The sequence below is a fragment of the Bacillus salacetis genome, from assembly GCF_049177075.1.
GTDB classification, from domain to species: domain Bacteria; phylum Bacillota; class Bacilli; order Bacillales; family Bacillaceae_B; genus Rossellomorea; species Rossellomorea salacetis_A.
Genome location: NZ_CP185377.1, coordinates 1,491,758 through 1,514,412 on the forward strand (window position 1 = coordinate 1,491,758; position 22,655 = coordinate 1,514,412).

22 protein-coding genes are annotated in these 22,655 nt (G+C 44.2%); 21 read left to right on the forward strand and 1 reads right to left on the reverse strand.

Annotation, left to right across the window (positions count from 1 at the left end; genetic code table 11):
- Positions 1 to 7 precede the first annotated feature (7 nt).
- The 11 genes from coaBC (at position 8) to spoVM (ending at position 11,850) form a co-directional block, all read left to right on the forward strand.
- Complete coding sequence (coaBC, locus tag ACOJQI_RS07560; protein WP_421384516.1) at positions 8 to 1,210, forward strand: bifunctional phosphopantothenoylcysteine decarboxylase/phosphopantothenate--cysteine ligase CoaBC; 1,203 nt, start codon at positions 8 to 10, stop codon at positions 1,208 to 1,210.
- Positions 1,211 to 1,215: 5 nt separating this feature from the next.
- A complete protein-coding gene (priA, locus tag ACOJQI_RS07565; protein ID WP_421384518.1) occupies positions 1,216 to 3,630 on the forward strand; it encodes a primosomal protein N' in 2,415 nt (804 codons plus the stop codon).
- Positions 3,631 to 3,647: 17 nt separating this feature from the next.
- On the forward strand, positions 3,648 to 4,133 hold the full coding sequence (gene def / locus ACOJQI_RS07570; protein WP_421384519.1) for a peptide deformylase: 486 nt from the start codon (positions 3,648 to 3,650) through the stop codon (positions 4,131 to 4,133).
- Positions 4,130 to 5,080, forward strand: coding sequence for a methionyl-tRNA formyltransferase (fmt, locus tag ACOJQI_RS07575; protein ID WP_421384521.1), 951 nt, complete (start codon positions 4,130 to 4,132; stop codon positions 5,078 to 5,080). Before def ends, fmt begins: the two co-directional genes overlap by 4 nt.
- The gene (gene rsmB / locus ACOJQI_RS07580; protein WP_421384523.1) at positions 5,073 to 6,410 is read left to right on the forward strand and encodes a 16S rRNA (cytosine(967)-C(5))-methyltransferase RsmB; all 1,338 of its coding nucleotides are present in this window, start codon (positions 5,073 to 5,075) and stop codon (positions 6,408 to 6,410) included. The genes fmt and rsmB overlap by 8 nt, the downstream gene beginning before the upstream one ends.
- 174 nt (positions 6,411 to 6,584) lie before the next feature.
- Positions 6,585 to 7,334 carry a Stp1/IreP family PP2C-type Ser/Thr phosphatase gene (locus tag ACOJQI_RS07585; protein WP_421384524.1) on the forward strand — a complete coding sequence of 250 codons (750 nt, stop codon included), beginning with the start codon at positions 6,585 to 6,587 and terminating at the stop codon, positions 7,332 to 7,334.
- A 5-nt stretch (positions 7,335 to 7,339) separates the two neighbouring features.
- Complete coding sequence (gene pknB / locus ACOJQI_RS07590; RefSeq protein WP_421384526.1) at positions 7,340 to 9,322, forward strand: Stk1 family PASTA domain-containing Ser/Thr kinase; 1,983 nt, start codon at positions 7,340 to 7,342, stop codon at positions 9,320 to 9,322.
- Between the two features lie 16 nt (positions 9,323 to 9,338).
- Positions 9,339 to 10,223, forward strand: coding sequence for a ribosome small subunit-dependent GTPase A (gene rsgA, locus ACOJQI_RS07595; RefSeq protein ID WP_421384527.1), 885 nt, complete (start codon positions 9,339 to 9,341; stop codon positions 10,221 to 10,223).
- A 1-nt stretch (position 10,224) separates the two neighbouring features.
- Entirely contained in the window at positions 10,225 to 10,878 is a 654-nt protein-coding gene (gene rpe, locus ACOJQI_RS07600) for a ribulose-phosphate 3-epimerase (protein WP_421384529.1), read from the forward strand.
- A 129-nt stretch (positions 10,879 to 11,007) separates the two neighbouring features.
- The gene (locus tag ACOJQI_RS07605) at positions 11,008 to 11,655 is read left to right on the forward strand and encodes a thiamine diphosphokinase (protein ID WP_421384531.1); all 648 of its coding nucleotides are present in this window, start codon (positions 11,008 to 11,010) and stop codon (positions 11,653 to 11,655) included.
- A gap of 114 nt (positions 11,656 to 11,769) precedes the next feature.
- On the forward strand, positions 11,770 to 11,850 hold the full coding sequence (gene spoVM, locus ACOJQI_RS07610; protein ID WP_006837352.1) for a stage V sporulation protein SpoVM: 81 nt from the start codon (positions 11,770 to 11,772) through the stop codon (positions 11,848 to 11,850).
- A gap of 100 nt (positions 11,851 to 11,950) precedes the next feature.
- On the opposite strand, the gene rpmB is transcribed toward spoVM, so the two are convergent.
- Entirely contained in the window at positions 11,951 to 12,139 is a 189-nt protein-coding gene (rpmB, locus tag ACOJQI_RS07615) for a 50S ribosomal protein L28 (RefSeq protein ID WP_100330870.1), read from the reverse strand.
- Positions 12,140 to 12,781: 642 nt separating this feature from the next.
- On the opposite strand from rpmB, the gene ACOJQI_RS07620 reads away from it, so the two are divergent.
- The 10 genes from ACOJQI_RS07620 (at position 12,782) to acpP (ending at position 22,375) form a co-directional block, all read left to right on the forward strand.
- Positions 12,782 to 13,144 (forward strand): Asp23/Gls24 family envelope stress response protein, encoded by a 363-nt coding sequence (locus ACOJQI_RS07620; RefSeq protein WP_119545922.1) that lies wholly within the window; start codon positions 12,782 to 12,784, stop codon positions 13,142 to 13,144.
- 15 nt (positions 13,145 to 13,159) lie between these two features.
- Complete coding sequence (locus ACOJQI_RS07625) at positions 13,160 to 14,836, forward strand: DAK2 domain-containing protein (protein ID WP_421384533.1); 1,677 nt, start codon at positions 13,160 to 13,162, stop codon at positions 14,834 to 14,836.
- 178 nt (positions 14,837 to 15,014) lie between these two features.
- Positions 15,015 to 15,680, forward strand: a complete 666-nt coding sequence (sdaAB, locus tag ACOJQI_RS07630; protein WP_421384534.1) for an L-serine ammonia-lyase, iron-sulfur-dependent subunit beta — start codon at positions 15,015 to 15,017, stop codon at positions 15,678 to 15,680.
- Between the two features lie 61 nt (positions 15,681 to 15,741).
- The gene (gene sdaAA, locus ACOJQI_RS07635; RefSeq protein WP_421384535.1) at positions 15,742 to 16,629 is read left to right on the forward strand and encodes an L-serine ammonia-lyase, iron-sulfur-dependent, subunit alpha; all 888 of its coding nucleotides are present in this window, start codon (positions 15,742 to 15,744) and stop codon (positions 16,627 to 16,629) included.
- The gene (gene recG / locus ACOJQI_RS07640) at positions 16,622 to 18,670 is read left to right on the forward strand and encodes an ATP-dependent DNA helicase RecG (protein WP_421384536.1); all 2,049 of its coding nucleotides are present in this window, start codon (positions 16,622 to 16,624) and stop codon (positions 18,668 to 18,670) included. The genes sdaAA and recG overlap by 8 nt, the downstream gene beginning before the upstream one ends.
- An 87-nt stretch (positions 18,671 to 18,757) precedes the next feature.
- Positions 18,758 to 19,336 carry a transcription factor FapR gene (gene fapR / locus ACOJQI_RS07645; protein WP_421384538.1) on the forward strand — a complete coding sequence of 193 codons (579 nt, stop codon included), beginning with the start codon at positions 18,758 to 18,760 and terminating at the stop codon, positions 19,334 to 19,336.
- The gene (gene plsX / locus ACOJQI_RS07650; protein WP_421384539.1) at positions 19,333 to 20,328 is read left to right on the forward strand and encodes a phosphate acyltransferase PlsX; all 996 of its coding nucleotides are present in this window, start codon (positions 19,333 to 19,335) and stop codon (positions 20,326 to 20,328) included. The genes fapR and plsX overlap by 4 nt, the downstream gene beginning before the upstream one ends.
- A gap of 21 nt (positions 20,329 to 20,349) precedes the next feature.
- Positions 20,350 to 21,297, forward strand: coding sequence for an ACP S-malonyltransferase (fabD, locus tag ACOJQI_RS07655; RefSeq protein WP_421384541.1), 948 nt, complete (start codon positions 20,350 to 20,352; stop codon positions 21,295 to 21,297).
- Positions 21,294 to 22,037 carry a 3-oxoacyl-[acyl-carrier-protein] reductase gene (fabG, locus tag ACOJQI_RS07660; RefSeq protein ID WP_421384542.1) on the forward strand — a complete coding sequence of 248 codons (744 nt, stop codon included), beginning with the start codon at positions 21,294 to 21,296 and terminating at the stop codon, positions 22,035 to 22,037. The genes fabD and fabG overlap by 4 nt, the downstream gene beginning before the upstream one ends.
- A gap of 104 nt (positions 22,038 to 22,141) precedes the next feature.
- The gene (gene acpP, locus ACOJQI_RS07665; protein WP_006838176.1) at positions 22,142 to 22,375 is read left to right on the forward strand and encodes an acyl carrier protein; all 234 of its coding nucleotides are present in this window, start codon (positions 22,142 to 22,144) and stop codon (positions 22,373 to 22,375) included.
- Positions 22,376 to 22,655 lie beyond the last annotated feature (280 nt).

Genomic DNA, 22,655 nt, shown 5'->3' on the forward strand with positions numbered 1-22,655 from the left:
GGATTGTATGATACAGGGGAAAAACATATTGCTTTGTGTCACAGGCGGTATCGCCGTTTACAAAGCAGCCGCGCTGACAAGCAAACTGGTACAGGCTGGTGCACAAGTGAAGGTCATCATGAGTGCATCGGCCAGACAGTTTGTCACACCGCTGACATTCCAAGCTTTATCCCGCAACGAAGTGTTTACAGATACATTTGATGAAAAGAACCCTGAAGTCATTGCCCATATAGACCTTGCTGACTGGGCAGACCTTGTGCTTGTTGCACCCGCCACAGCAAATGTGATTGGGAAACTGGCGAACGGCATAGGTGATGACATGGTGACAACCACTTTGCTGGCAACGACTGCACCTGTCTGGATTGCACCTGCAATGAATGTTCATATGTACGGACATCCTGCTGTACAAAAAAACATCAATGAACTTTATTCCTTCGGTTATCGTTTTATCGAACCGAGTGAAGGCTATCTTGCCTGCGGATATGTTGGAAAAGGAAGACTGGAAGAGCCTGAGAGAATTGTCGAGCATATTGATTCCTTTTTCAAGAGTGCGGAACTCACTCTGAAAGGGAAGAAAATCGTCGTTACGGCCGGACCGACCCGTGAAAAAATCGACCCTGTCCGTTTTTTCAGCAACCGCTCCACAGGTAAGATGGGATTTGCCCTGGCCGGTGAAGCGGCTAAATTGGGGGCCGATGTTACATTGGTATCCGGTCCGGTCTCTCTTCAGGTTCCACAAGGAATAAAACTGATCACAGTTGAAAGTGCAGAGGAAATGTACAATGAGGTGTTAGCTCATTACGATTCCGCAGATATCGTCATTAAGAGTGCTGCTGTTGCGGATTACAGACCTAAAGTGACTTCTGAAAAGAAAATGAAGAAACAGGAGACGGACCTTGTGGTTGAATTTGAAAGAACAAAAGATATACTCAAAACCTTGGGGGAAAAGAAAAAAAATCAATTCCTGGTCGGTTTTGCAGCCGAAACCAATGATGTTGAGAAGTACGCAGCCGATAAGCTCCGCAAAAAAAATGCAGATATGATCATTGCCAATAATATTACGATGGAAGGTGCCGGGTTTGCCGGTGATACGAACATCGTCACGTTGTTCAAAAAAGATAATACCAAAAAGGAATTGCCATTATTATCGAAAGCGGAGACAGCCAAAGAGATTTTACATGAAATCCAGCAAATGATGGATGAAGGTTGATAGGAATGAAGATAGCTAGTGTAACTGTCGATGTCCCAACCATGCAGACGGACCGGGCTTTTGACTATTCAATTCCTGAGCCATGGCAGGGGAAAATTCTCCCTGGCATGAGGGTGATCGTACCATTCGGCCCCCGTAAAGTTCAAGGCTTTGTCATGGGAATCAAAGAAACCTCAGAGGCGAAGAAGCTGAAAAATCTGGTGCAGCCGATGGACCTTACTCCAGTATTGAACGAGGATCTGCTTCATATGGCAGACTGGCTCACCGAGCAGACCTTATGCTTTAAAATATCGGCATTGCAGGTCATGCTTCCTGCTGCAATGAAAGCTAAATATGAGAAAAAAATCATTTTGAATCCCGCAAAACGGGAAGTCCTTGCTGAGGAAGCAGCAGCCCTTTTTATTAACAAAGAAGAGGTGTCATGGAAAGAAGCAGAGGAAGCCGGCCTTCTGCCTTTATTGCAAAAGGAAATCAAAGCCGGCCACCTGGATGTGTTTTACAGTGTCAAATCAAAAGGCAGAAAGAAAACAGTCCAGAAATTTTATCGTGCGGTCTCAAAAGAAAAATTGCAGGAAGAAATTGAATCGCTTCCTGCAAATGCAGATAAGCAAAAGGCTGTGCTGCAATTTTTCATCTCTGCTGAAAACGACGGGGTAACGTCCAAAGAGGCAGCAGATGCTGCTGGTGCCTCATCTGCCACAATCAAGGCACTCGCAGATAAAGGGCTCCTGATGAAAAAGCAGGAAGAAATATACCGTAATCCATTTGCTCATAAAAACTTCAAAAAAACCAGCCCATTGCCTCTTACAGAGGAGCAGGAGAAAGCGATAACTCCTATATTGAAAACCATTGAGGAAAAGAAGCATGAAACTTTTTTATTATATGGAGTAACGGGAAGCGGAAAAACGGAAGTCTATCTCCAATCCATTCAGGAAGTTTATGAGCAGGGGAAGGAAGCCATCGTCCTTGTGCCTGAAATTTCACTGACCCCGCAGATGGTAGACCGCTTTAAAGGAAGGTTCGGCAACGACGTAGCGGTTCTTCACAGCGGACTGTCAGCCGGAGAAAAATACGATGAGTGGCGAAAGATTCAGAGAAAGGAAGTCAAGGTGGTTGTCGGAGCGAGATCGGCCATCTTTGCCCCTTTTGAAAACCTTGGCATCATCATTATTGATGAAGAGCACGAAACCAGCTACAAGCAAGAAGAAAATCCGAGGTATCATGCCCGGGATGCAGCCATTTACAGGGCGAAACAGTATAACTGCCCTGTTATCCTGGGGAGTGCAACACCATCCTTGGAAACCTTTGCCCGCGCTCAAAAAGGTGTCTTCAAACTGCTGACTCTTTCTAAACGGATGAATTCAGGCCGTCTCCCTTCCGTTTCCATTGTCGATATGAGGGAGGAGCTTAGAGGCGGTAACAGATCCATGTTTTCAGAAGAGCTTTTTGAAAAGCTGCAGGACAGGCTTCAAAAAGGAGAACAAACTGTCCTGTTCCTGAATAGAAGGGGGCATTCTTCCTTCATTATGTGCCGGGACTGCGGGTATGTCGCCCAATGCCCTCAATGCGACATATCACTGACTTATCATCGTTTTTCAAACAGTATGAAATGTCACTACTGCGGATATGAAACGGGAGTGCCGCAGACTTGTCCTGAGTGTGACAGCGAGCATATCCGTTACTTTGGGACAGGTACCCAAAAAGTTGAAGAGGAGCTCGCAAAGCTGCTGCCGGAAGCAAGGGTGATCCGGATGGATGTTGACACCACAAGCAGAAAAGGAGCCCATGAGCGGCTGCTGGAAAGCTTTGGGGAGGGACATGCCGATATCCTTTTGGGTACCCAAATGATTGCCAAGGGTTTGGACTTTCCAAATATTACGCTCGTAGGGGTGCTCAGTGCGGACACCATGCTTCATCTGCCCGACTTCCGCTCGGCAGAGAAGACCTTCCAGCTGCTGACCCAGGTCAGCGGCAGGGCAGGAAGGCATAAGCTTCCCGGTGAGGTTGTCATCCAAACATATACACCCGAACACTATAGCATCGAGCTTGCAGGTACACAGAATTACGATACGTTCTATCAAAAAGAAATGATGATGAGAAAAATGGGGAGCTACCCTCCTTTCTATTATCTATCCTTAATTACGATCAGCCATGAAGATCTGTTGAAAGTGGTAGGGGCTGCAGAGAAAATTACAAAGTTCCTTCAGGCCAAATTATCTCCGCAGTCGATCGTATTGGGTCCTGCTGCTTCTCCAATACCGAGGATCAACAATAGATATAGGTATCAATGTTTGATAAAATACAAGCGGGAACCGGAGCTGCCTTCCATTCTGAAGACAATTCTCGAGCATTCCCAACAACAAAAAGCGTCAGAAGGGTTAACAATTTCAATAGATGTCAATCCTTATATGATGATGTAAGAAAGAGGGATCATTTTTTGGCTATTTTACCGATTGTCACCTATCCTAATGAAATACTGGAGGTAGAGTGCAGAAACGTTACGGTTTTTGATAAGAAATTGAGAAAGTTTCTTGATGATATGTATGAGACGATGATTGCCGCTGACGGGGTGGGGCTTGCCGCGCCGCAGGTAGGAAAAGATATTTCTGTCGCCATTGTCGATATCGGAGATGAAACGGGCACAATTGAAATGATTAACCCTGAAGTCCTCGAGGTGAAAGGGGAACAAACAGACTTGGAAGGCTGCCTGTCCTTCCCGAACCTTTATGGGGAAGTTTCAAGGCCTGAGTATGTGAAGGTGACCTTCCAGGATCGAAAAGGCCGCAGCATGCTGGTTGAAGCGGAAGGTTTCCTGGCGAGGGCCATATTACATGAAATTGATCATTTACATGGTGTTTTATTCACTTCCAAAGTGCTTAGATATATTGAAGAAGATGAACTTGAAAGGTATGAAAGCGAATGACCAAAATTGTTTTTATGGGAACACCCCAATTTTCAGTACCCGTACTGCAGAAGTTAATCAGTAATGGCTATGAGGTAATCGGTGTGGTGACACAGCCTGACCGCCCGGTTGGAAGAAAGAGAGTAATGACGCCGCCGCCTGTTAAAGTAGAAGCGGAAAAGCAAGGCATCCCTGTTTATCAGCCGGAGAAAATCAGGGAGAAAGAAGAACTTGAAAAAGTTCTTGATTTGAAACCCGACTTGATCGTTACAGCCGCCTTTGGACAAATCCTTCCAAAAGAATTATTGGAAGCGCCTCAGTATGGCTGCATCAATGTCCACGCTTCCCTGTTGCCGGAACTGCGCGGAGGAGCTCCCATTCACTATTCAATCATCCAAGGAAAGAAAACCACAGGCGTGACTATCATGTACATGGTGGAAAAACTTGATGCCGGCGACATGATCAGCTCAGTGGAAGTAGAGATTGATGAAAAAGACCATGTCGGCACGCTGCATGATAAGTTAAGCGAGGCCGGGGCGAAATTGTTGATTGAAACACTTCCGGCTCTATTGAACGGTGAAATCTCTCCTCAGAAGCAGGATGAGAGCAAGGCGACGTTTGCATGGAATATCAAGCGTGAACAAGAGAAAATCGATTGGGCCAAGCCAGGAGAAGAAATTTACAATCATGTTCGCGGCATGCACCCTTGGCCTGTAGCTTATACTTCACTTGATGGGTCAGTTCTTAAGGTTTGGTGGAGTGAAAAAGTACAAGGTCCTGAAGGTACCCCGGGTGAAATTACGGCTGTCGAAGAGGATGGAATTGTGGTAGCGACTGGCAGTACAACTTCTATTAAAATCACTGAGCTGCAGCCATCAGGCAAGAAGCGGATGAGTGCCAAGGATTACTTGAGGGGTGCTGGCTCTTTCATAAAAAGAGGCATGAAGCTCGGAGAAGAAAATGAGTAAGGCGAAGAAGACTGTCCGCGAGGCAGCCCTGGATGTTTTGGAGTCCGTTGAAAAGAATCAGTCTTACAGTAACCTTTTATTGAACCATGCCATTGAAAAGTATGGAATCAAAGGACCGGATACAGGATTATTGACAGAGCTTACATATGGGACCATACAGAGGAGAATGACACTGGATTTCTACCTTGCTCCATTTATCAATAAAAAAATCGAAAGCTGGGTGCGCCAGCTTCTCAGGCTGTCCTTATATCAAATGATCTATTTGGATAAGATACCCGACCGTGCTGTATTATTTGAAGCGGTAGAAATTGGGAAAAGAAGGGGCCATAAGGGGATTGCCAGTATGGTTAACGGGATTTTGCGCTCCATTCAGAGAAAAGGGGTTCCGTCTATTGACACCATAGAAGATCCGGTAGAACGCCTTGCGATAGAAACAAGCCATCCCCATTGGCTGGTCAAAAGATGGACAGAGCAGTTCGGTATTGAAAAAACCAGGGAGATGTGCGAAACAAATATCACTGCGCCGCTTCAAACTGCAAGGGTCAATACGTTAAGAACCAGTCTTGATGAATTGATGGCTGCACTTTCAGAAGAAGGGTTATCTGTTCAGAAAAGCAAGATCGTTCCCAATGCGATTGTTTCTTTGAAAGGCAATCTTGCCAAGACGAATGCGTTTAAAGAAGGATTAATGACGATACAGGATGAAAGTTCGATGCTTGTTGGACACAGCCTGGATGTACAGGCTGGATTCACTGTCCTGGATTCCTGTGCCGCTCCTGGCGGAAAAACAACTCACATTGCTGAATTGATGGGCGGCGAAGGCAAGGTATTTGCTCTAGACCTGCATAAGCACAAGATCAAGTTGATCAATGAAAATGCTTCAAGACTAGGTCTTGGCAATATAGAGTCAAAGGCACATGACAGCCGTACTGCCGGCGAACTTTTCGAACCGGAAAGCTTTGACCGTATCCTTGTGGATGCTCCATGTTCTGGGCTGGGTGTTTTAAGGAGAAAACCGGATATCAAGTACACTAAGAGTGAAAGTGACTTGGGTTCTCTTCAAAACATTCAGCTTCAAATTTTAAAAGCGGTCTCTCCGCTGCTGAAAAAAGGCGGACTCCTCGTCTACAGTACATGTACGGTGGATAGGGAAGAAAATCAAGGGACTGTAAAGGAATTCCTAAAGGAAAATACAAATTTCCAACCGTATGAGTTGAACCATCTGCCTGAAACGGTACAGCCGTTCACAGATGGACACATGCTTCAAGTTTTCCCTCAGGATTTTGGCGGTGATGGCTTCTTTATCTCCTGCTTCAAAAAGGATTTATAAATAATAAACAAAGTTGTTTTCTTTTCAAAGGAAAAGCTGACAATTACAAGGAGAAACAGGTGTAAAAGTCGTAAATGTAATTTATGCCGGTGAAAAAATGTCGAAGCGGGTCAATTCCTTGATGAAGTTGTCCCGCTTTCTTCAACATGGCAATGAAGAAAAGAGGTGGCCCAAATGAAATCTGTACACTATACAGATAAGGGGAAAGTCAGACAGCATAATGAAGATAGTGTAGGTGTCTTCAGCAATAAAGAAGGTGACTGCCTGGCGGTGGTTGCTGATGGAATGGGCGGTCATCGTGCTGGAGATGTCGCCAGCTCAATGACAATCAATAGGTTTGAAGAACTATGGAAAGCAGAAGGCAAAATTACCACTGCAGAACAGGCTGAAAAATGGCTGCAGGATAAAATCAAAGAAATCAATCTTAATGTCTATCAGCATTCCAAGTCCAACACGGATTGCGAAGGAATGGGTACGACAGTTGTGGCAGCTATATGCACTGAAAATTTCGCCACCATTGTCAACATAGGGGACAGCAGAGGCTATATCTTCAACGAAAGCGGCTTCAGTCAGCTGACTGAAGATCACTCACTTGTCAATGAACTGGTAAGAAGCGGACAAATTTCCAAGGAAGATGCTGAGCATCACCCCCGCAAGAATGTGCTTCTGCGGGCCCTTGGTACAGAAGAAAAAGTGGAGATGGACACCAGGACCATCATTTTTGAAGAAGAAGATCTGATCCTGCTTTGTTCCGACGGGTTATCGAATAAGGTCTCTGAGGAGGAAATGAAAGAGATCCTTACCAATAGTGATGATCTTGATCAGGCGGGCAAGCAGTTCATTTCGCTGGCAAATGAGAATGGCGGCGAAGATAATATTTCATTGGCAATCGTAAAGTATACACCTGAAAGCAGAAACGGGTGAGCTTTATGTTAAACGGTAAAAGAATCAGCGGCAGGTATAAGATTGTCGAGATGATTGGCGGCGGAGGTATGGCCAATGTATACCTTGCCAAGGATATGATCCTTGACCGCGAAGTAGCAATCAAAATGCTGCGTCTCGATTTTGCCAATGAAGAAGAGTTCATCAAGAGGTTCCAGCGTGAAGCACAGTCAGCCACGAGCCTTGCGCATCCTAACATTGTAAGTATATATGATGTAGGGGAAGAAGATGATATTTACTATATCGTAATGGAATATGTTAACGGGATGACTTTAAAACAATACATACAGAAGCATTCCCCGATATCCATTGAAAAAACGATCGATATTATGCGCCAGCTGGCCTCGGCAATTTCTCATGCGCATCAAAATCATATCGTCCATAGAGATATCAAACCGCAGAACATTTTGATCGATTATGATGGCACAGTGAAGATCACTGACTTTGGAATTGCCATGGCTTTGAGCGCCACTTCGATCACCCAAACGAATTCAGTTCTTGGTTCTGTTCATTACCTATCACCTGAACAGGCAAGGGGAGGAATGGCGACTAGGAAGTCCGATATCTACTCTCTTGGTATTGTCATGTTCGAACTGTTATCCGGCCGGCTCCCGTTTTCAGGAGAATCTGCAGTTTCTATCGCGTTAAAACACCTGCAGTCCGAAACACCGTCCCTAAGAAGGTGGAATCAGGATATTCCGCAGAGTGTGGAGAATATCGTTCTGAAAGCTACTGCAAAAGACCCGTTTCAGCGCTATGACTCAGTGGAAGAAATTGAAGAAGAGCTGAGAACCGCTCTTGACCCGGAACGTCTCGATGAACCGAAATTCTCCATTGAAGAAGATATGGATGCTACAAAGGCAATTCCGGTCATAACGGATGAACGTCCCTATTCCAATATCGAACATACAATCGTTCATGATAAAAATGGATCTGAGGCGGCAGGGACGATTCCAAATGATAAAGCAAATGATGATAAACCAGCCAAAAAGAAGAAAAAGTGGCCGGCAATCATTATCGGTGTTTTCTTTTTCCTGGCATTGCTCGGGGTACTGGCTGTAACGGTACTTCCGGATATGCTGGGCCCTAAAGAAGTGGTGCTACCGGATGTGACCGGGAAAACACAGGAAGAAGCAGTTGAAATCCTGGTCAGGGAAGGATTCCTAATCGGTGATTCCTTTGAGCAGGCGAATGAGGAGGTTCCAGCTGACCATGTCATCAAGACGAACCCTGCAGCAGGAAGGACACTCAATGAGGGAAGTGAAGTCAACCTTTATGTCAGTTCCGGAAAAAAACGGGTAAAGATCAAGGATTATTCCGAGGAATCTTACACAGAAGCTGCAGAAGAGTTGAAAGAACTTGGCTTTAAAGCAGTGGAGAAGGATGAAAGCAATTCTGATATGGAGCCTGGAACAATACTTGGACAGGACCCATCTCCTGATTCGGAAGTGATACCGGATGAAACGGTGGTTACTTTTACTGTGAGTAAAGGTCCTGTAACCTTCGAATTAAAAGACCTTTCGGAATTGAATCAACAAAGTCTTAATCTGTATGAGGACTTCAGCGGGTTGGTAATTGACATTTCAGAAGAATATTCTGAGGAAGTCCCTGAAGGACAAGTCATCTCCCAGGACCCTGAAGCTGGCACACAGATGGTAGAAGGTGACAAGGTAAAGGTTATAATTTCAAAAGGAAAAAAACCTCTCCCGCCTAGAACTGTAAAGCAAGAAATCACCATTCCATATGAACCCGATGAGGAAGGGAAACCTCAGAATGTTGAAATCTATATTGAAGATATGGATAGTTATATGGATGAGGCTGAACATACCTTTGGTATATATGAAGATTGGAAAGATTCTATAGAGCTCATGATTGAAGATGGGAAAACTGCAAAGTATAAAGTGGTTGTAAATGGAGAGGTGTTTATTCCTGAAACCACCGTCCCATATCCTGACACAGAAGAAGAGTAATTCAAGGAGGCTAGTTATGCCAGAAGGCAAAATCATAAAAGCACTCAGCGGATTTTATTATGTTCTCAGCAATGATGAAATAACCCAGTGCCGCGGAAGGGGAGTCTTCCGCAAAAATAAGGTGACCCCTCTTGTTGGCGATCATGTCAGTTTTCAATCGGAAAATGAACAGGAGGGCTATATCCTCGAAGTCTTTGAAAGAAAAAACGAATTAGTGAGACCCCCGATTGCCAACGTGGACCAGGCCATCCTGGTGTTTTCAGCCGTGGAACCCGATTTTAGTACAGCCCTCCTGGACAGGTTCCTGGTCCTTGTTGAAAGCAAAGGGATAGAACCTTTGATCTGTATCACCAAGATGGATTTAGTGAGTGACTCAGAGAGAGAAGCTATTTCTGGATATGTCGAACAGTATCGTTCATTTGGATATGAGGTAGTTGTGACCTCTTCCAAAACAGAAGAAGGGTTATCTGCCCTTAAGCCCTATCTTTCCGGCAAGATATCAGTTTTTGCCGGTCAGTCGGGCGTAGGGAAATCCTCACTCCTTAACGCACTAAGGCCGGAGCTCGAACTTAAGACAAGTGACATTTCAACTCATCTGGGAAGGGGAAAGCATACCACCAGGCATGTGGAACTGATTGAAGTCGAGGATGATGGCCTCGTTGCCGATACCCCTGGTTTCAGTTCTTTGGAATTCAGTGAACTGGAACTTGAAGAGCTTTCTTCTTGTTTTCCAGAAATGGCGGCAAAGGCAGATGAATGCAAGTTCCGTGGCTGTTTTCATATTAATGAGCCGAAATGTGCAGTCAAAAAAGCAGTGGACGATGGAGAGATACCGGAATTCCGCTATGAGCACTATCAGCAATTTTATAATGAGATAAAAGATAGAAAGCCGAGGTATTGAAATGGTTAAAATTGCACCGTCGATTCTAGCAGCAGATTTTGCAAACCTTGCAGATGAAATCAAGGATGTGGAAGCGGGAGGGGCCGACTATATCCATGTTGATGTCATGGATGGCCACTTTGTTCCCAATATCACTTTAGGTCCGATGATTGTGAAAGCCGTCAGGCCGGTTACAGACCTGCCGCTGGATGTACACTTAATGATTGAAAATCCTGATCAATATATCGAAGCCTTTGTCGAAGCCGGGGCGGATTATATCACTGTCCATGCAGAAGCAACTCCCCATCTTCACAGGACGATTCAATTGATCAAATCACGCGGAATCAAAGCAGGAGCTGTATTGAATCCAGGCACCCCAGTTGAAATGATCAAACATGTGATTGAAGATCTAGATATGGTCCTGCTAATGACAGTGAATCCGGGATTTGGCGGCCAGAGCTTCATCCAATCAGTTGTTCCTAAAATTCGTGAAGTACATGAGCTTGCACAGCAATTCAATCCTGCTCTGGAAATTGAAGTGGATGGCGGAGTTACAGTTGAAACGGCAAAACTTTGTACCGAAGCAGGCGCAAATGTTTTGGTTGCAGGTTCTGCTATTTACAACGAAACAGACCGTGGTCAGGCGATTGCTGCCATTCGAAAAGCAGCTGAATAATAGAAAATACTTAGACCGGTATGAAGGATTCGTCTTTATATCGGTCTTTTTTTACCCGCTTTAATTCGGGAGTGGTTAAAGCCTGATGAAAAGGGGATACATAAATAAAAAATGGAAAGGGGTGCTGCCATGAATATTAACATTCTTGGCGGGGGACCGGAAGAATTTATTCCCGACCTTCAACGATATAAAGAGGAAAAGAGCATATGGGTAGGTGTCGATCACGGTGTTTTCCGTTTGCTCCATCATGGAATCAAGCCGGACATGGCCTTTGGGGACTTTGATTCCGTAAATGAAGATGAATGGAAGTTGATTGAAGAGAATGTAGACCAGATCAACCGATACTTACCTGAAAAAGATGAAACAGACATGGAGCTCGCCCTGAATTGGGCAATTCAAAACTCTCCCGGAGCCATCAGGATTTTTGGAGCAACCGGGGGGAGAATCGATCATTTTTTAGCGAATGTCCAAATGCTTGGAAAAAAAGAAAATCTCCACCCGTCTATCACCATTGAAATCATTGATAAACAAAATTATGTTCAAATCGTCCCACCTGGTGAATATACATTAAAAGAAAAACATGAAAGCAAGTATGTTTCATTCCTGCCTTTATCGGCCGATGTTGAAGATTTGACGCTTACAGGATTCAAGTACCCTCTTCAAAACAGGAATATTTCCCTCGGATCCACACTATGTATAAGTAACGAACTTATTCAGCCAACTGGTACTTTTTCGTTCTCTAGCGGCATATTAATGGTGATAAGAAGTCATGATTAGGCAATTTTACATTTTTACCCATGCAGGAATACGTACTTAAGTTCATCGTTTGAATATACTATTACCGATTCAAGCGAGACAACAGGTTTTTAGATTGACGGGGAGGGACTGTTGATGAAATTCTATACAATTAAACTGCCTAAATTTTTGGGCGGACTGGTGAAAGCAATGCTGGGGACATTTAAAAAAGAATAAGGGCTTGTTTAAACACCCTGATATCCGGGGTGTTTTTTACGTGTAAGTCTATTAAAATGAAAAAGAGACACCCCTCAACAGGATGTCTCTTTAATGAACATTATACACGTTCAACTTTACCAGATTTCAAAGCTCTTGCAGAAACCCAAACACGTTTTGGTTTTCCATCTACAAGAATGCGAACTTTTTGTAAGTTAGCGCCCCAAGTACGCTTGTTAGCGTTCATTGCATGGGAGCGAGCGTTGCCCGAACGAGCTTTACGGCCAGTTACTACGCATTTTTTTGGCATGGTATTCCCTCCTCATAAAAGAAGCTGAAACAATATCAGTTGTTTCACATTTCAACATAGTCATAAAAGATACTTTAATAATTTATCATACAACCTCGAACAATGCAACACTTCTACAAAAAGATATCAAGAAAAAATACTTGACGGTATAGAAGTGTGGAGCCGGCTTGTCCGACGCCGACAAGCGCTGGAGGAAGAACTGAGAAAATCCTGCACTTGGATTTTCACAGTTCTTCCGAAGCGACTCGAGGAGTCAGCCGGCGGAACCGGACACAAGAAAAGCGGAAGGCGCTGTTCTGGCCCGACAGGCACTGGAGGAAAAACTCAAAAAATCCCGAACTTGGATTTTTAGAGTTTTTTCGAAGTGACCCGAGGGCCAAGCGCCTGGAGCTGGACACCAGAAAAGCGGGAGGCGCTGTTCTGGCCCGACAAGCACTGGAGGGCCGACTGCACAAAATCTAATAAATTATGTATAATCCCTTGTGAATAAGGGGTTATACTAATAACAATGGTTAAAAACTTAATGGGGAAAATGGAATTTATAATGATTGAAACAGCCTTTGACATCACTTTAGCTTTTAAAAATATTATAGTTATAGTAAAATGTTTTTAGCCAAGCATGTAATAGAAGGGGGAACAATCATGTCCATCGAAATGAAAACGAAGTTCGGGCAAATTGATATAACTAATGATGTCATTGCAATGATCGCAGGCGGAGCCGCCATTGACTGCTATGGAATTGTCGGGATGGCTTCGAAAAATCAAATTAAAGACGGTTTAACTGATATTTTGCGCAAAGAGAACTTCACTCGGGGTGTTATCGTTCGCCAGGAAGAGGAAGAAGTACATATTGATATGTACATCATCGTGAGTTATGGGACAAAAATCTCTGAAATCGCTCACAATGTACAGTCAAAGGTCAAGTATACTCTTAACAAAACCGTCGGCTTGGCGGTCGATTCAGTAAATATTTTTGTTCAGGGTGTTCGAGTAACGAACCCGTAGTGAGGAGGAAGATTCGTGTCAATTACATCTTTGGAAGGAAAGCGTTTTGCGGAAATGGTCATCCAGGGTGCCAACAATCTGGCAGCCAATGCAAAGATGGTGGACGCTTTAAACGTATTTCCGGTTCCTGATGGTGATACTGGAACAAATATGAACTTATCAATGACTTCCGGAGCCAAGGAAGTTCAAAATAATGTGCAAGACCATATTGGCAAGGTGGCAGGTGCACTCTCTAAAGGCCTGTTGATGGGAGCAAGGGGCAACTCCGGTGTAATTCTTTCCCAGTTGTTCAGAGGTTTTGGAAAAGCGATTGAAAATAAATCTTCTCTTACCAGCGAAGAATTTGCCGCAGCTCTTCAAACAGGCGTGGAAACTGCTTATAAGGCGGTAATGAAGCCTGTTGAAGGAACGATCCTGACAGTGGCCAAGGATGCAGCTAAAAAGGGAGTAAGTGCTGCTGAAACCGAGAGTGACATTGTTGCCTTGATGGAAGCCATTGTGAAAGAAGCGAGGGCTTCATTGAACAGAACTCCAGATCTTCTTCCTGTATTGAAGGAAGTTGGAGTAGTGGACAGCGGCGGACAAGGACTGCTTCTTGTATATGAAGGTTTCCTTGCTGAGCTGAAAGGAGAACAGGTCTCCGAACATACTTCCCTTCCATCCATGGATGAAATGGTGAGTGCCGAACATCATAAGAATGTTCAGGGCTTCATGAATACTGAAGATATTGAATTTGGTTATTGCACAGAATTCATGGTTCGGTTTGAAGAGGGAAAAAAGACATTCTCTGAAGAAGAATTCCGCAATGACTTGAGTGCATTTGGGGATTCCCTGCTAGTGATCAGTGATGAGGAACTGGCTAAAGTACATATTCATTCCGAACAGCCAGGTGATGTCTTAAGCTACGGCCAAAATTATGGCAGTCTGATCAACATGAAAATCGAGAATATGCGCCAGCAGCACAGTACGATAATGAATGAAACTTCTCATCAATTGGATTCAGATGCCCAGAACAATGAAAAATCCAAGGAAAAGAAAGAATACGGCATCGTCACTGTTTCTATGGGAGAAGGGATTGCTGAACTGTTCCGCAGCATAGGTGCAACCTATGTCATTGAAGGCGGGCAGACGATGAATCCGAGTACTGAAGACATTGTAAAAGCTGTGGAAGAAGTTTATGCAGAAAAAGTCATTATCCTGCCAAATAACAAAAATATCATCATGGCTGCAAACCAGGCAGCTGAAGTGATATCAGGTGATGTTGTCGTTGTACCGACAAAAACGGTACCGCAGGGAATGGCTGCTTTACTTGCTTTTAACCCATCAGTAAGTACAGCTGAAAACCAGGAATCAATGACAGAGGCTTCCAGCTATGTTAAAACAGGTCAGGTTACTTTTGCGGTCAGAGATACCAATATAGACGGACTAAGCATTCAGAAAGATGACTTTATGGGGATTTCAGAAGGCAAGATTGTTGTAACCGGAAAAGAGCGTCTGGAAACAGCAAAGAGCCTCCTGGATGATATGCTTGACGAAGACTCAGAAATCCTGACTATTTTATATGGTGAAGATGCATCTGAAGAAGATGTTGCAGCTCTGACGGATTTTGTTGAAGAGAAATATGAAGATGTGGAAGTAGAGGTTCATAACGGCAAGCAGCCGCTCTATTCTTTCATCTTTTCAATTGAATAATCCAAACAGAAATAGAAGGGGTTTCCCTTCTATTTCCTTATGTAAGGAAAGTTTTCCGGCTGCAGCGGTTACGGATGTAACTAATAAACAATCATGTTATTATAAGTAGTAGACGGGCTATGAAGTATACAAATGGTGATAGATGATTATATAGATATTTGGGGAAGGGGAGACGGCAATGAAATATAAAAGTGTATTTGATATTATCGGGCCTATCATGATTGGTCCTTCAAGTTCTCATACTGCGGGAGCAGCCAGGATCGGAAGGGTTGCAAGAAATCTTTTTGGACGAGACCCCGAGTGGGCTGAAATCTCTTTTTATGGATCTTTTGCGAAGACATATAAAGGACATGGAACCGATGTTGCCATAGTGGGCGGACTGATGGATTATGATACATTCGATGAGAGAATAAAAGATTCATTGAAGATTGCAAAGGAAAAGGGGATCAGAATCAGGTTCCGTGAAGAAGATGCAGTGACCGATCACCCCAATACCGCGAGAATCCGGCTCGGAGATGGTAAAAGTGAAATGGAACTCGTTGGAATCTCCATTGGCGGGGGGAAAATAGAAGTGACAGAACTTAACGGTTTTGAATTGAAGCTTACAGGGCACCATCCGGCAATACTTGTTGTGCACGAAGACCGCTTCGGAGCAATCGCAGCAGTTTCACAGGTGCTCGCCAAACATGAAATCAATATCGGTCATATGGATGTGTCCAGAAAAGAAAAAGGCAAAATGGCATTGATGACTATTGAAATTGATCAAAATAATATAGATGACAAAGTCATAGATGAGTTAAAAGCATTATCGAATGTCACCCAGGTGACAATGATCGCTGATTGATGCTGGTTAATCACTGAAAAGGTGGCAGCGCTTTCATTTTTACTCAGGAGGGAGCATGATTATGTTTCGAAATGTAGCAGAATTAATTGAACTGGCGGAAAGCAGCAATAAGAAAATATCGGATATCATGATTGAACAGGAAATGGAATATAAGAACAAAACATGGGATGAAGTTTTCTCCCAAATGGAAAGAAATCTTGTCGTAATGGAAGAAGCGGTCGAGAAAGGGCTTAAAGGGGTAAAATCCCATTCAGGTCTAACTGGAGGAGATGCTGTCCTTCTTCAAAAGTATATTGAAAAAGGCAATTATCTTTCCGGTCAATTTTTATTGGACGCGGTCAGTAAAGCTGTAGCTACCAATGAGGTTAATGCCGCGATGGGTACGATCTGTGCAACACCTACTGCCGGTTCGGCGGGTGTGGTTCCTGGTACGCTGTTTGCGGTGAAGGAAAAGCTCAACCCTACGAGGGAAGAAATGGTTCGTTTTCTGTTTGTTTCAGGGGCATTTGGGTTTGTAGTGGCAAATAATGCTTCGATTTCAGGCGCAGCAGGTGGATGCCAGGCAGAAGTCGGGTCCGCAGCCGGAATGGCAGCAGCTGCAATCGTGGAGATTGCCGGTGGAACGCCGAGTCAAAGTGCAGAGGCGATGGCGATTACACTGAAGAATATGCTTGGCCTTGTTTGTGATCCTGTTGCCGGGCTCGTTGAAGTTCCGTGCGTGAAAAGAAATGCGATGGGAGCAGCCAACGCAATGGTAGCTGCTGATATGGCTTTGGCAGGCATTACGAGCCGTATCCCATGTGATGAAGTAATCGATGCAATGTATAAAATAGGGCAGACTATGCCGGTTGCATTAAGGGAGACAGCACAGGGGGGACTTGCAGCAACACCGACCGGCCGCGAGTTGGAAGCAAAAATATTTGGAGTGTCATTGAATAAGGGTGACTGATTTATTTCAAATACCGGTATCGGATATCAAAGGGATCGGTGATGAAACAGCATTGCAGCTTGCTTCTATGAATATTCAGTCGGTAGGAGATTTAATCGAGTATGTTCCATACCGGTATGAAGATTATCGTCTGAAAGACTTGGCGGAAGCTGAACATGAGGAACGGGTGACGGTCGAAGGGAAAATCCACTCTGCCCCTTCCCTGATGTTCTTTGGAAGAAAAAAGTCGCGCCTGAATGTACGCCTGCTTGCAGGAGGTTACCTTATTCAGGCGACTTTTTTTAATCAGCCTTATTTAAAGAAAAAGCTAAATCTGCAGGATACCATTACCGTTACAGGAAAGTGGGATAAAAACCGGCAGATTATCACAGTGCAGCAGTATTCTCTTGGTCCTCACACTGCAAAAGGGGATTTTGAGCCTGTATACTCCCTGAAGGGCTCGATTAAAAATCAGACACTGCGAAAATTCATTAGATCCGCTTTCGATCACTACGGCCATGATATCTCAGAGAATATTCCGGAATCACTCAGGATGCAATATAAACTCCTAAATAGGAAGGAAGCTCTTTTTAACCTGCATTTCCCTGATGTGCCAAACAGCTTGAAGCAGGCACGGCGGAGGATGGTATATGAGGAATTCCTCTTGTTCCAGCTGAAAATGCAGGCGCTGAGGAAATTCGAGCGTGAGCATTCCAACGGTATTTCCCAGAGCTATGATTTACAAAAAATCAAGGAATTTATCAATAGTCTGCCATTCCCGCTTACCGATGCACAAAAAAGGGTGGTAAATGAGATTTCTGCTGATATGAAATCACCTTACCGGATGAACAGGCTCCTGCAAGGTGATGTGGGTTCAGGGAAAACAGTGGTAGCTGCCATTGCTTTGTTCTCTAGCATCACTGCAGGGTATCAGGGGGCATTGATGGTCCCTACGGAAATTCTTGCAGAGCAGCATGCAGAATCACTCAATGAACTTCTTGGTCCTGCAGGCTTGAATACAGCCTTGCTGACCAGTTCGGTAAAAGGAAAGCGGAGAAAGCTTCTTCTGCAAAAACTGGAAGATGGGGAAATCGATGTACTGATCGGGACTCACGCATTGATTCAAGATGAAGTCAATTTTAAGAACCTTGGTTTGGTCATCACGGATGAACAGCACCGCTTCGGGGTGCAGCAGCGAAGAGTACTGCGTGAAAAAGGCGAGAGCCCCGATGTCCTTTTCATGACTGCTACACCTATACCGAGAACCTTGGCGATTACCGTTTTTGGTGAAATGGATGTTTCGATTATAGATGAGATGCCTGCAGGCAGAAAAACTATAGAAACTTATTGGGCCAAGCAGGATAAGCTCGAGCGGGTGCTTGATTTCATGGAAAAGGAGCTTTCACAAGGCAGGCAGGCATACGTGATCTGTCCTCTTATCGAAGAGTCGGATAAGCTGGATGTTCAAAATGCAATCGACGTCCATGCACAGCTTGAATTTTATTTCCAGGACAGATATAAAGTCGGTCTTATGCATGGAAGACTGCATTCAGATGAAAAGGATGAAGTGATGAAAGCGTTCAGCCGGAATGAAATTCAGGTCCTGGTATCGACCACTGTTGTGGAAGTAGGAGTGAATGTTCCGAATGCGACCATGATGGTCATCTATGATGCTGAGCGATTCGGCCTTTCCCAGCTTCACCAGTTAAGGGGTCGTGTGGGAAGAGGAAGCGATCAATCCTATTGTATTTTGCTTGCAGACCCGAAAACAGATGTCGGCAAAGAGCGTATGCGGATTATGGCAGAAACGAATGATGGTTTTGAATTAAGTGAAAAAGACCTTGAACTGAGGGGTCCCGGCGACTTTTTCGGTAAAAAGCAAAGCGGCCTGCCTGAGTTTAAGGTAGCTGACATGATCCATGATTACAGAGCACTGGAAGTAGCCAGAAACGATGCGCAGAGATTGATTCAGAATGATGAATTCTGGAGTGGTCCTGAATATGCTGAATTGCGGAGGTTTCTTGAACAGTCGGGTGTTCTTCAAGGAGAAAAGCTGGACTGAAAAATCAGATTGCATGTGCTTGCAATCTGATTTTTTTAATTATATACTACTATTAGTACCTAGTACTAGTAGCGGATGGTGTTTAAAATGAGACCAACAAAAAAACAACGGCAAATCCATTTGTCGGATACGATAAAAGAGAACCCTTTTATAACAGATGAGGAGCTGGCTGAACGGTTTAATGTTAGTGTCCAGACGATCAGGCTTGACCGGATGGAACTTTCAATTCCGGAATTAAGGGAAAGAATTAAGCATGTGGCTGAAAAGACATTTGATGATGAAGTGAAATCCCTTCCTATAGAGGAAGTCATAGGGGAAATCATTGATATCGACCTGGACCGGAATGCAATATCTATCTTTGATGTAAAAGGAGAGCATGTTTTTAAACGGAACCGGATTGCGCGCGGCCATCATTTGTTCGCCCAGGCGAATTCTTTAGCTGTTGCAGTGATCAATGACGAACTGGCGCTGACTGCTAAATCGCAGATCCGCTTTACTCGTCCTGTTAAAGAAGGAGAACGGGTAATTGCCAAAGCGAAGGTTACCGGCATACATAAAGAACGGACGATTGTGGAAGTAAATAGTTATGTAGGCGGCGAAAAAGTATTTGCCGGCGAATTTGAAATGTATCGTTCAAACGATGCAGAAAAGGATGATGAACAATGAAGATAGCCATTGATGCAATGGGCGGTGACAATGCTCCAAAAGAGATTGTGCTTGGTGCTAAAAAGGCTGTGGATGAATTTCAGGATGTTGAAATCATTTTATTCGGCGATGAGGAAAAGATAAAGGCGGAAATCGGCGAGCATGAAAGAATCGAGATTGTACATACAACAGAAGTAATTTTGGGAACTGATGAACCGGTAAGGGCGGTGAGGCGGAAAAAAAACGCTTCCATGGTCTTGATGGCCCAGGCGGTCGCGGATGGAAAGGCGGATGCTTGTATTTCTGCTGGAAATACCGGAGCCCTCATGACGTCAGGCTTATTCATCGTAGGAAGGATCAAAGGCATCGAACGCCCTGCTCTTGCGCCTACACTGCCTACTTTGGACGGAAGTGGATTCCTGATGCTTGATCTTGGTGCAAATGTGGATGCCAAACCTGAACATCTGCTTCAATACGCCTTAATGGGAAGCATCTATGCTGAAAAAGTAAGAGGTATATCCAAGCCAAGAGTGGGATTGCTGAACATTGGAACTGAAGAAAAAAAGGGAAATGAATTGACTAAAGCGGCATTTTCCCTTCTTCAGGATGCTGAAATTAATTTCATTGGAAATGTTGAATCACGGGATCTGCTCGAAGGTGCCGCCGATGTTGTTGTGACAGACGGATTTACAGGGAACATGGTGCTGAAGACTATAGAAGGGACAGCGCTGTCTATTTTCTCCATGCTGAAAACAACCCTTACATCTTCCTTAAAGAATAAGGTTGCAGCAGGTCTGATTAAAAGTGATTTAAAAGAACTGAAAAACATGCTTGATTATACTGAATACGGTGGTGCGGGATTGTTCGGCTTGAATGCACCTGTCATTAAAGCGCATGGGTCCTCCAATGCCAATGCATTATTTAATGCAGTCCGGCAAGCGAGGCAGATGGTCAGCAACTCCGTGTCTACTACCATAAGGGAAGCTGTAACAAAGCAAGAGAATGAAGAATAATGAAAGGGAAGCGGGGATAATATGGGTAAAATAGCGTTTGTATTTCCCGGCCAAGGATCTCAGAAGGCCGGAATGGGCAAAGAACTGGCAGAAAAATTTCCACAAGTGGAAGAGTACTTTAAAAGTGCGGATCAGAGACTCGGGATCAATCTCTCTAACCTTATCTTTGAAGGACCGCAGGATAAATTGACTTTAACGGAGAATGCACAGCCGGCATTGCTTACAACCAGTATTGCATTCATGCAGCTGCTCGTATCCGAGGGCATCAAGCCTGACTATACAGCCGGCCACAGCCTTGGGGAGTATTCCGCACTTGTAGCGTCAGGTGCACTTTCATTTGAAGATGGAGTTTATGCTGTGCGTAAACGAGGAGAGTATATGGAAGAGGCTGTCCCTGCAGGGGAAGGTACAATGGCCGCCGTACTGGGGATGGACCGGGATAAACTTTCTGAAGTCACAGAGAGAATATCTTCGGAAGGCAACCATGTCGGCCTTGCAAACTTGAATTGTCCAGGACAAATTGTCATTTCAGGATCTTTCCGCGGGGTAGAACTGGCTTCCGACCTTGCCAAAGAAGAGGGTGCCAAACGCGTACTTCCTCTGCAGGTAAGCGGACCGTTCCATTCTTCTTTAATGAAGCCTGCTGCTGAAAAATTCTCCAGCGTGCTGGATGCTCTTGATATCAAGGATGCAGAGGTTCCTGTCATTGCAAATGTAAATGCAAAACCAATGACGAATGCATCAGAAATTAAAGAACGCTTGATTGAGCAGCTTTATTCACCTGTCCTTTGGGAAGATACAGTGGTCGAGCTGCTTGATGCGGGAGTGGATACATTTATCGAAATCGGCCCTGGAAAAGTTCTTTCGGGATTGATTAAGAAGGTCAACCGCCGGGTCAATACTTTCTCAGTAAGTGATGAAGAAAGTTTTAGAGATACAGTAGAGAAGCTGAAGGAGGCTGCACAATGAATCTTGAAGGAAAAACTGCTCTAGTTACCGGTGCTTCAAGAGGGATCGGAAGAGAAATCGCACTTGAGCTTGCACGCCAAGGTGCCAATGTTGCTGTGAATTATGCAGGAAGTGAAGCAAAGGCGAATGAAGTGACAGATGAGATTAAAGCCATGGGCAGAGATGCTTTTTCCATTCAGTGTAACGTTGCTGACGGCGATTCTGTCCAAGCTATGGTAAAAGAAACGATATCCCGTTTCGGTTCTCTTGATATCCTTGTCAATAATGCTGGAATCACCAGAGACAACCTGTTGATGAGAATGAAAGAAAATGAGTGGGATGATGTTATCAATACTAACTTAAAAGGTGTATTCCTCTGCACCAAAGCTGTCAGCCGCCAAATGATGAAACAGCGGAGCGGAAGGATCATCAATATTTCCTCCATTGTCGGAGTGAGCGGGAACCCGGGCCAGGCAAACTACGTGGCAGCTAAATCCGGCGTCATCGGTTTGACAAAGACATCTGCAAGAGAGCTTGCAGCAAGAGGCATCACGGTCAATGCTGTTGCTCCAGGATTTATATCCACAGATATGACGGATGAATTAAGTGAAGAAGTGAAATCCGAAATGCTGAAGGGCATTCCGTTAAGCAGATTCGGGGAAGCAAAGGATATTGCCAAAGTGGTAAGCTTCCTGGCATCTGAAGATTCATCTTACATGACTGGGCAGACACTTCACGTTGACGGTGGAATGGTTATGTAACCGAATAGTTTTGAATTGTTTGGTACCCTGACAGGGGAAATTAACAAACGGTTCTTGATTATTCAATGAAATCTACTATAATTACTTGAGGGGAGGTGACAAGAATGGCAGAAGTACTAGATCGCGTAACAAAAATTATCGTTGACCGCCTTGGAGTTGACGAATCTCAAGTAACTCTTGAAGCTTCTTTCAAAGAAGATTTAGGTGCTGATTCACTAGACGTAGTAGAATTGGTTATGGAACTTGAAGATGAGTTCGATATGGAAATTTCTGATGATGATGCAGAAAAAATCGCAACAGTCGGTGACGCTGTGAACTACATAAATAACAAAGGCTAATCGATGTTCTTTTATGGTGCTCCGCGATATTGCGGAGCGCTTGTTCCTTTTAAGAGGCTGTTTTTGAAGAGTTACGGCACGGTATGTTCTGGATAGGAGGGCACAGCATTCGCTGTCAGCAGCCTCTTTATTCAAGTGTCTGCCTCTTCAAGAACAACCTCTTATTTTTATAAAATCAACCTTATGTAACACTGCTGACAAATACAAACAAATTTTGCGATTTCGCCAGTTTTATCATAAACTTGAGTAGTGTGAAAAAATTTATCATAGTCAAAGACTT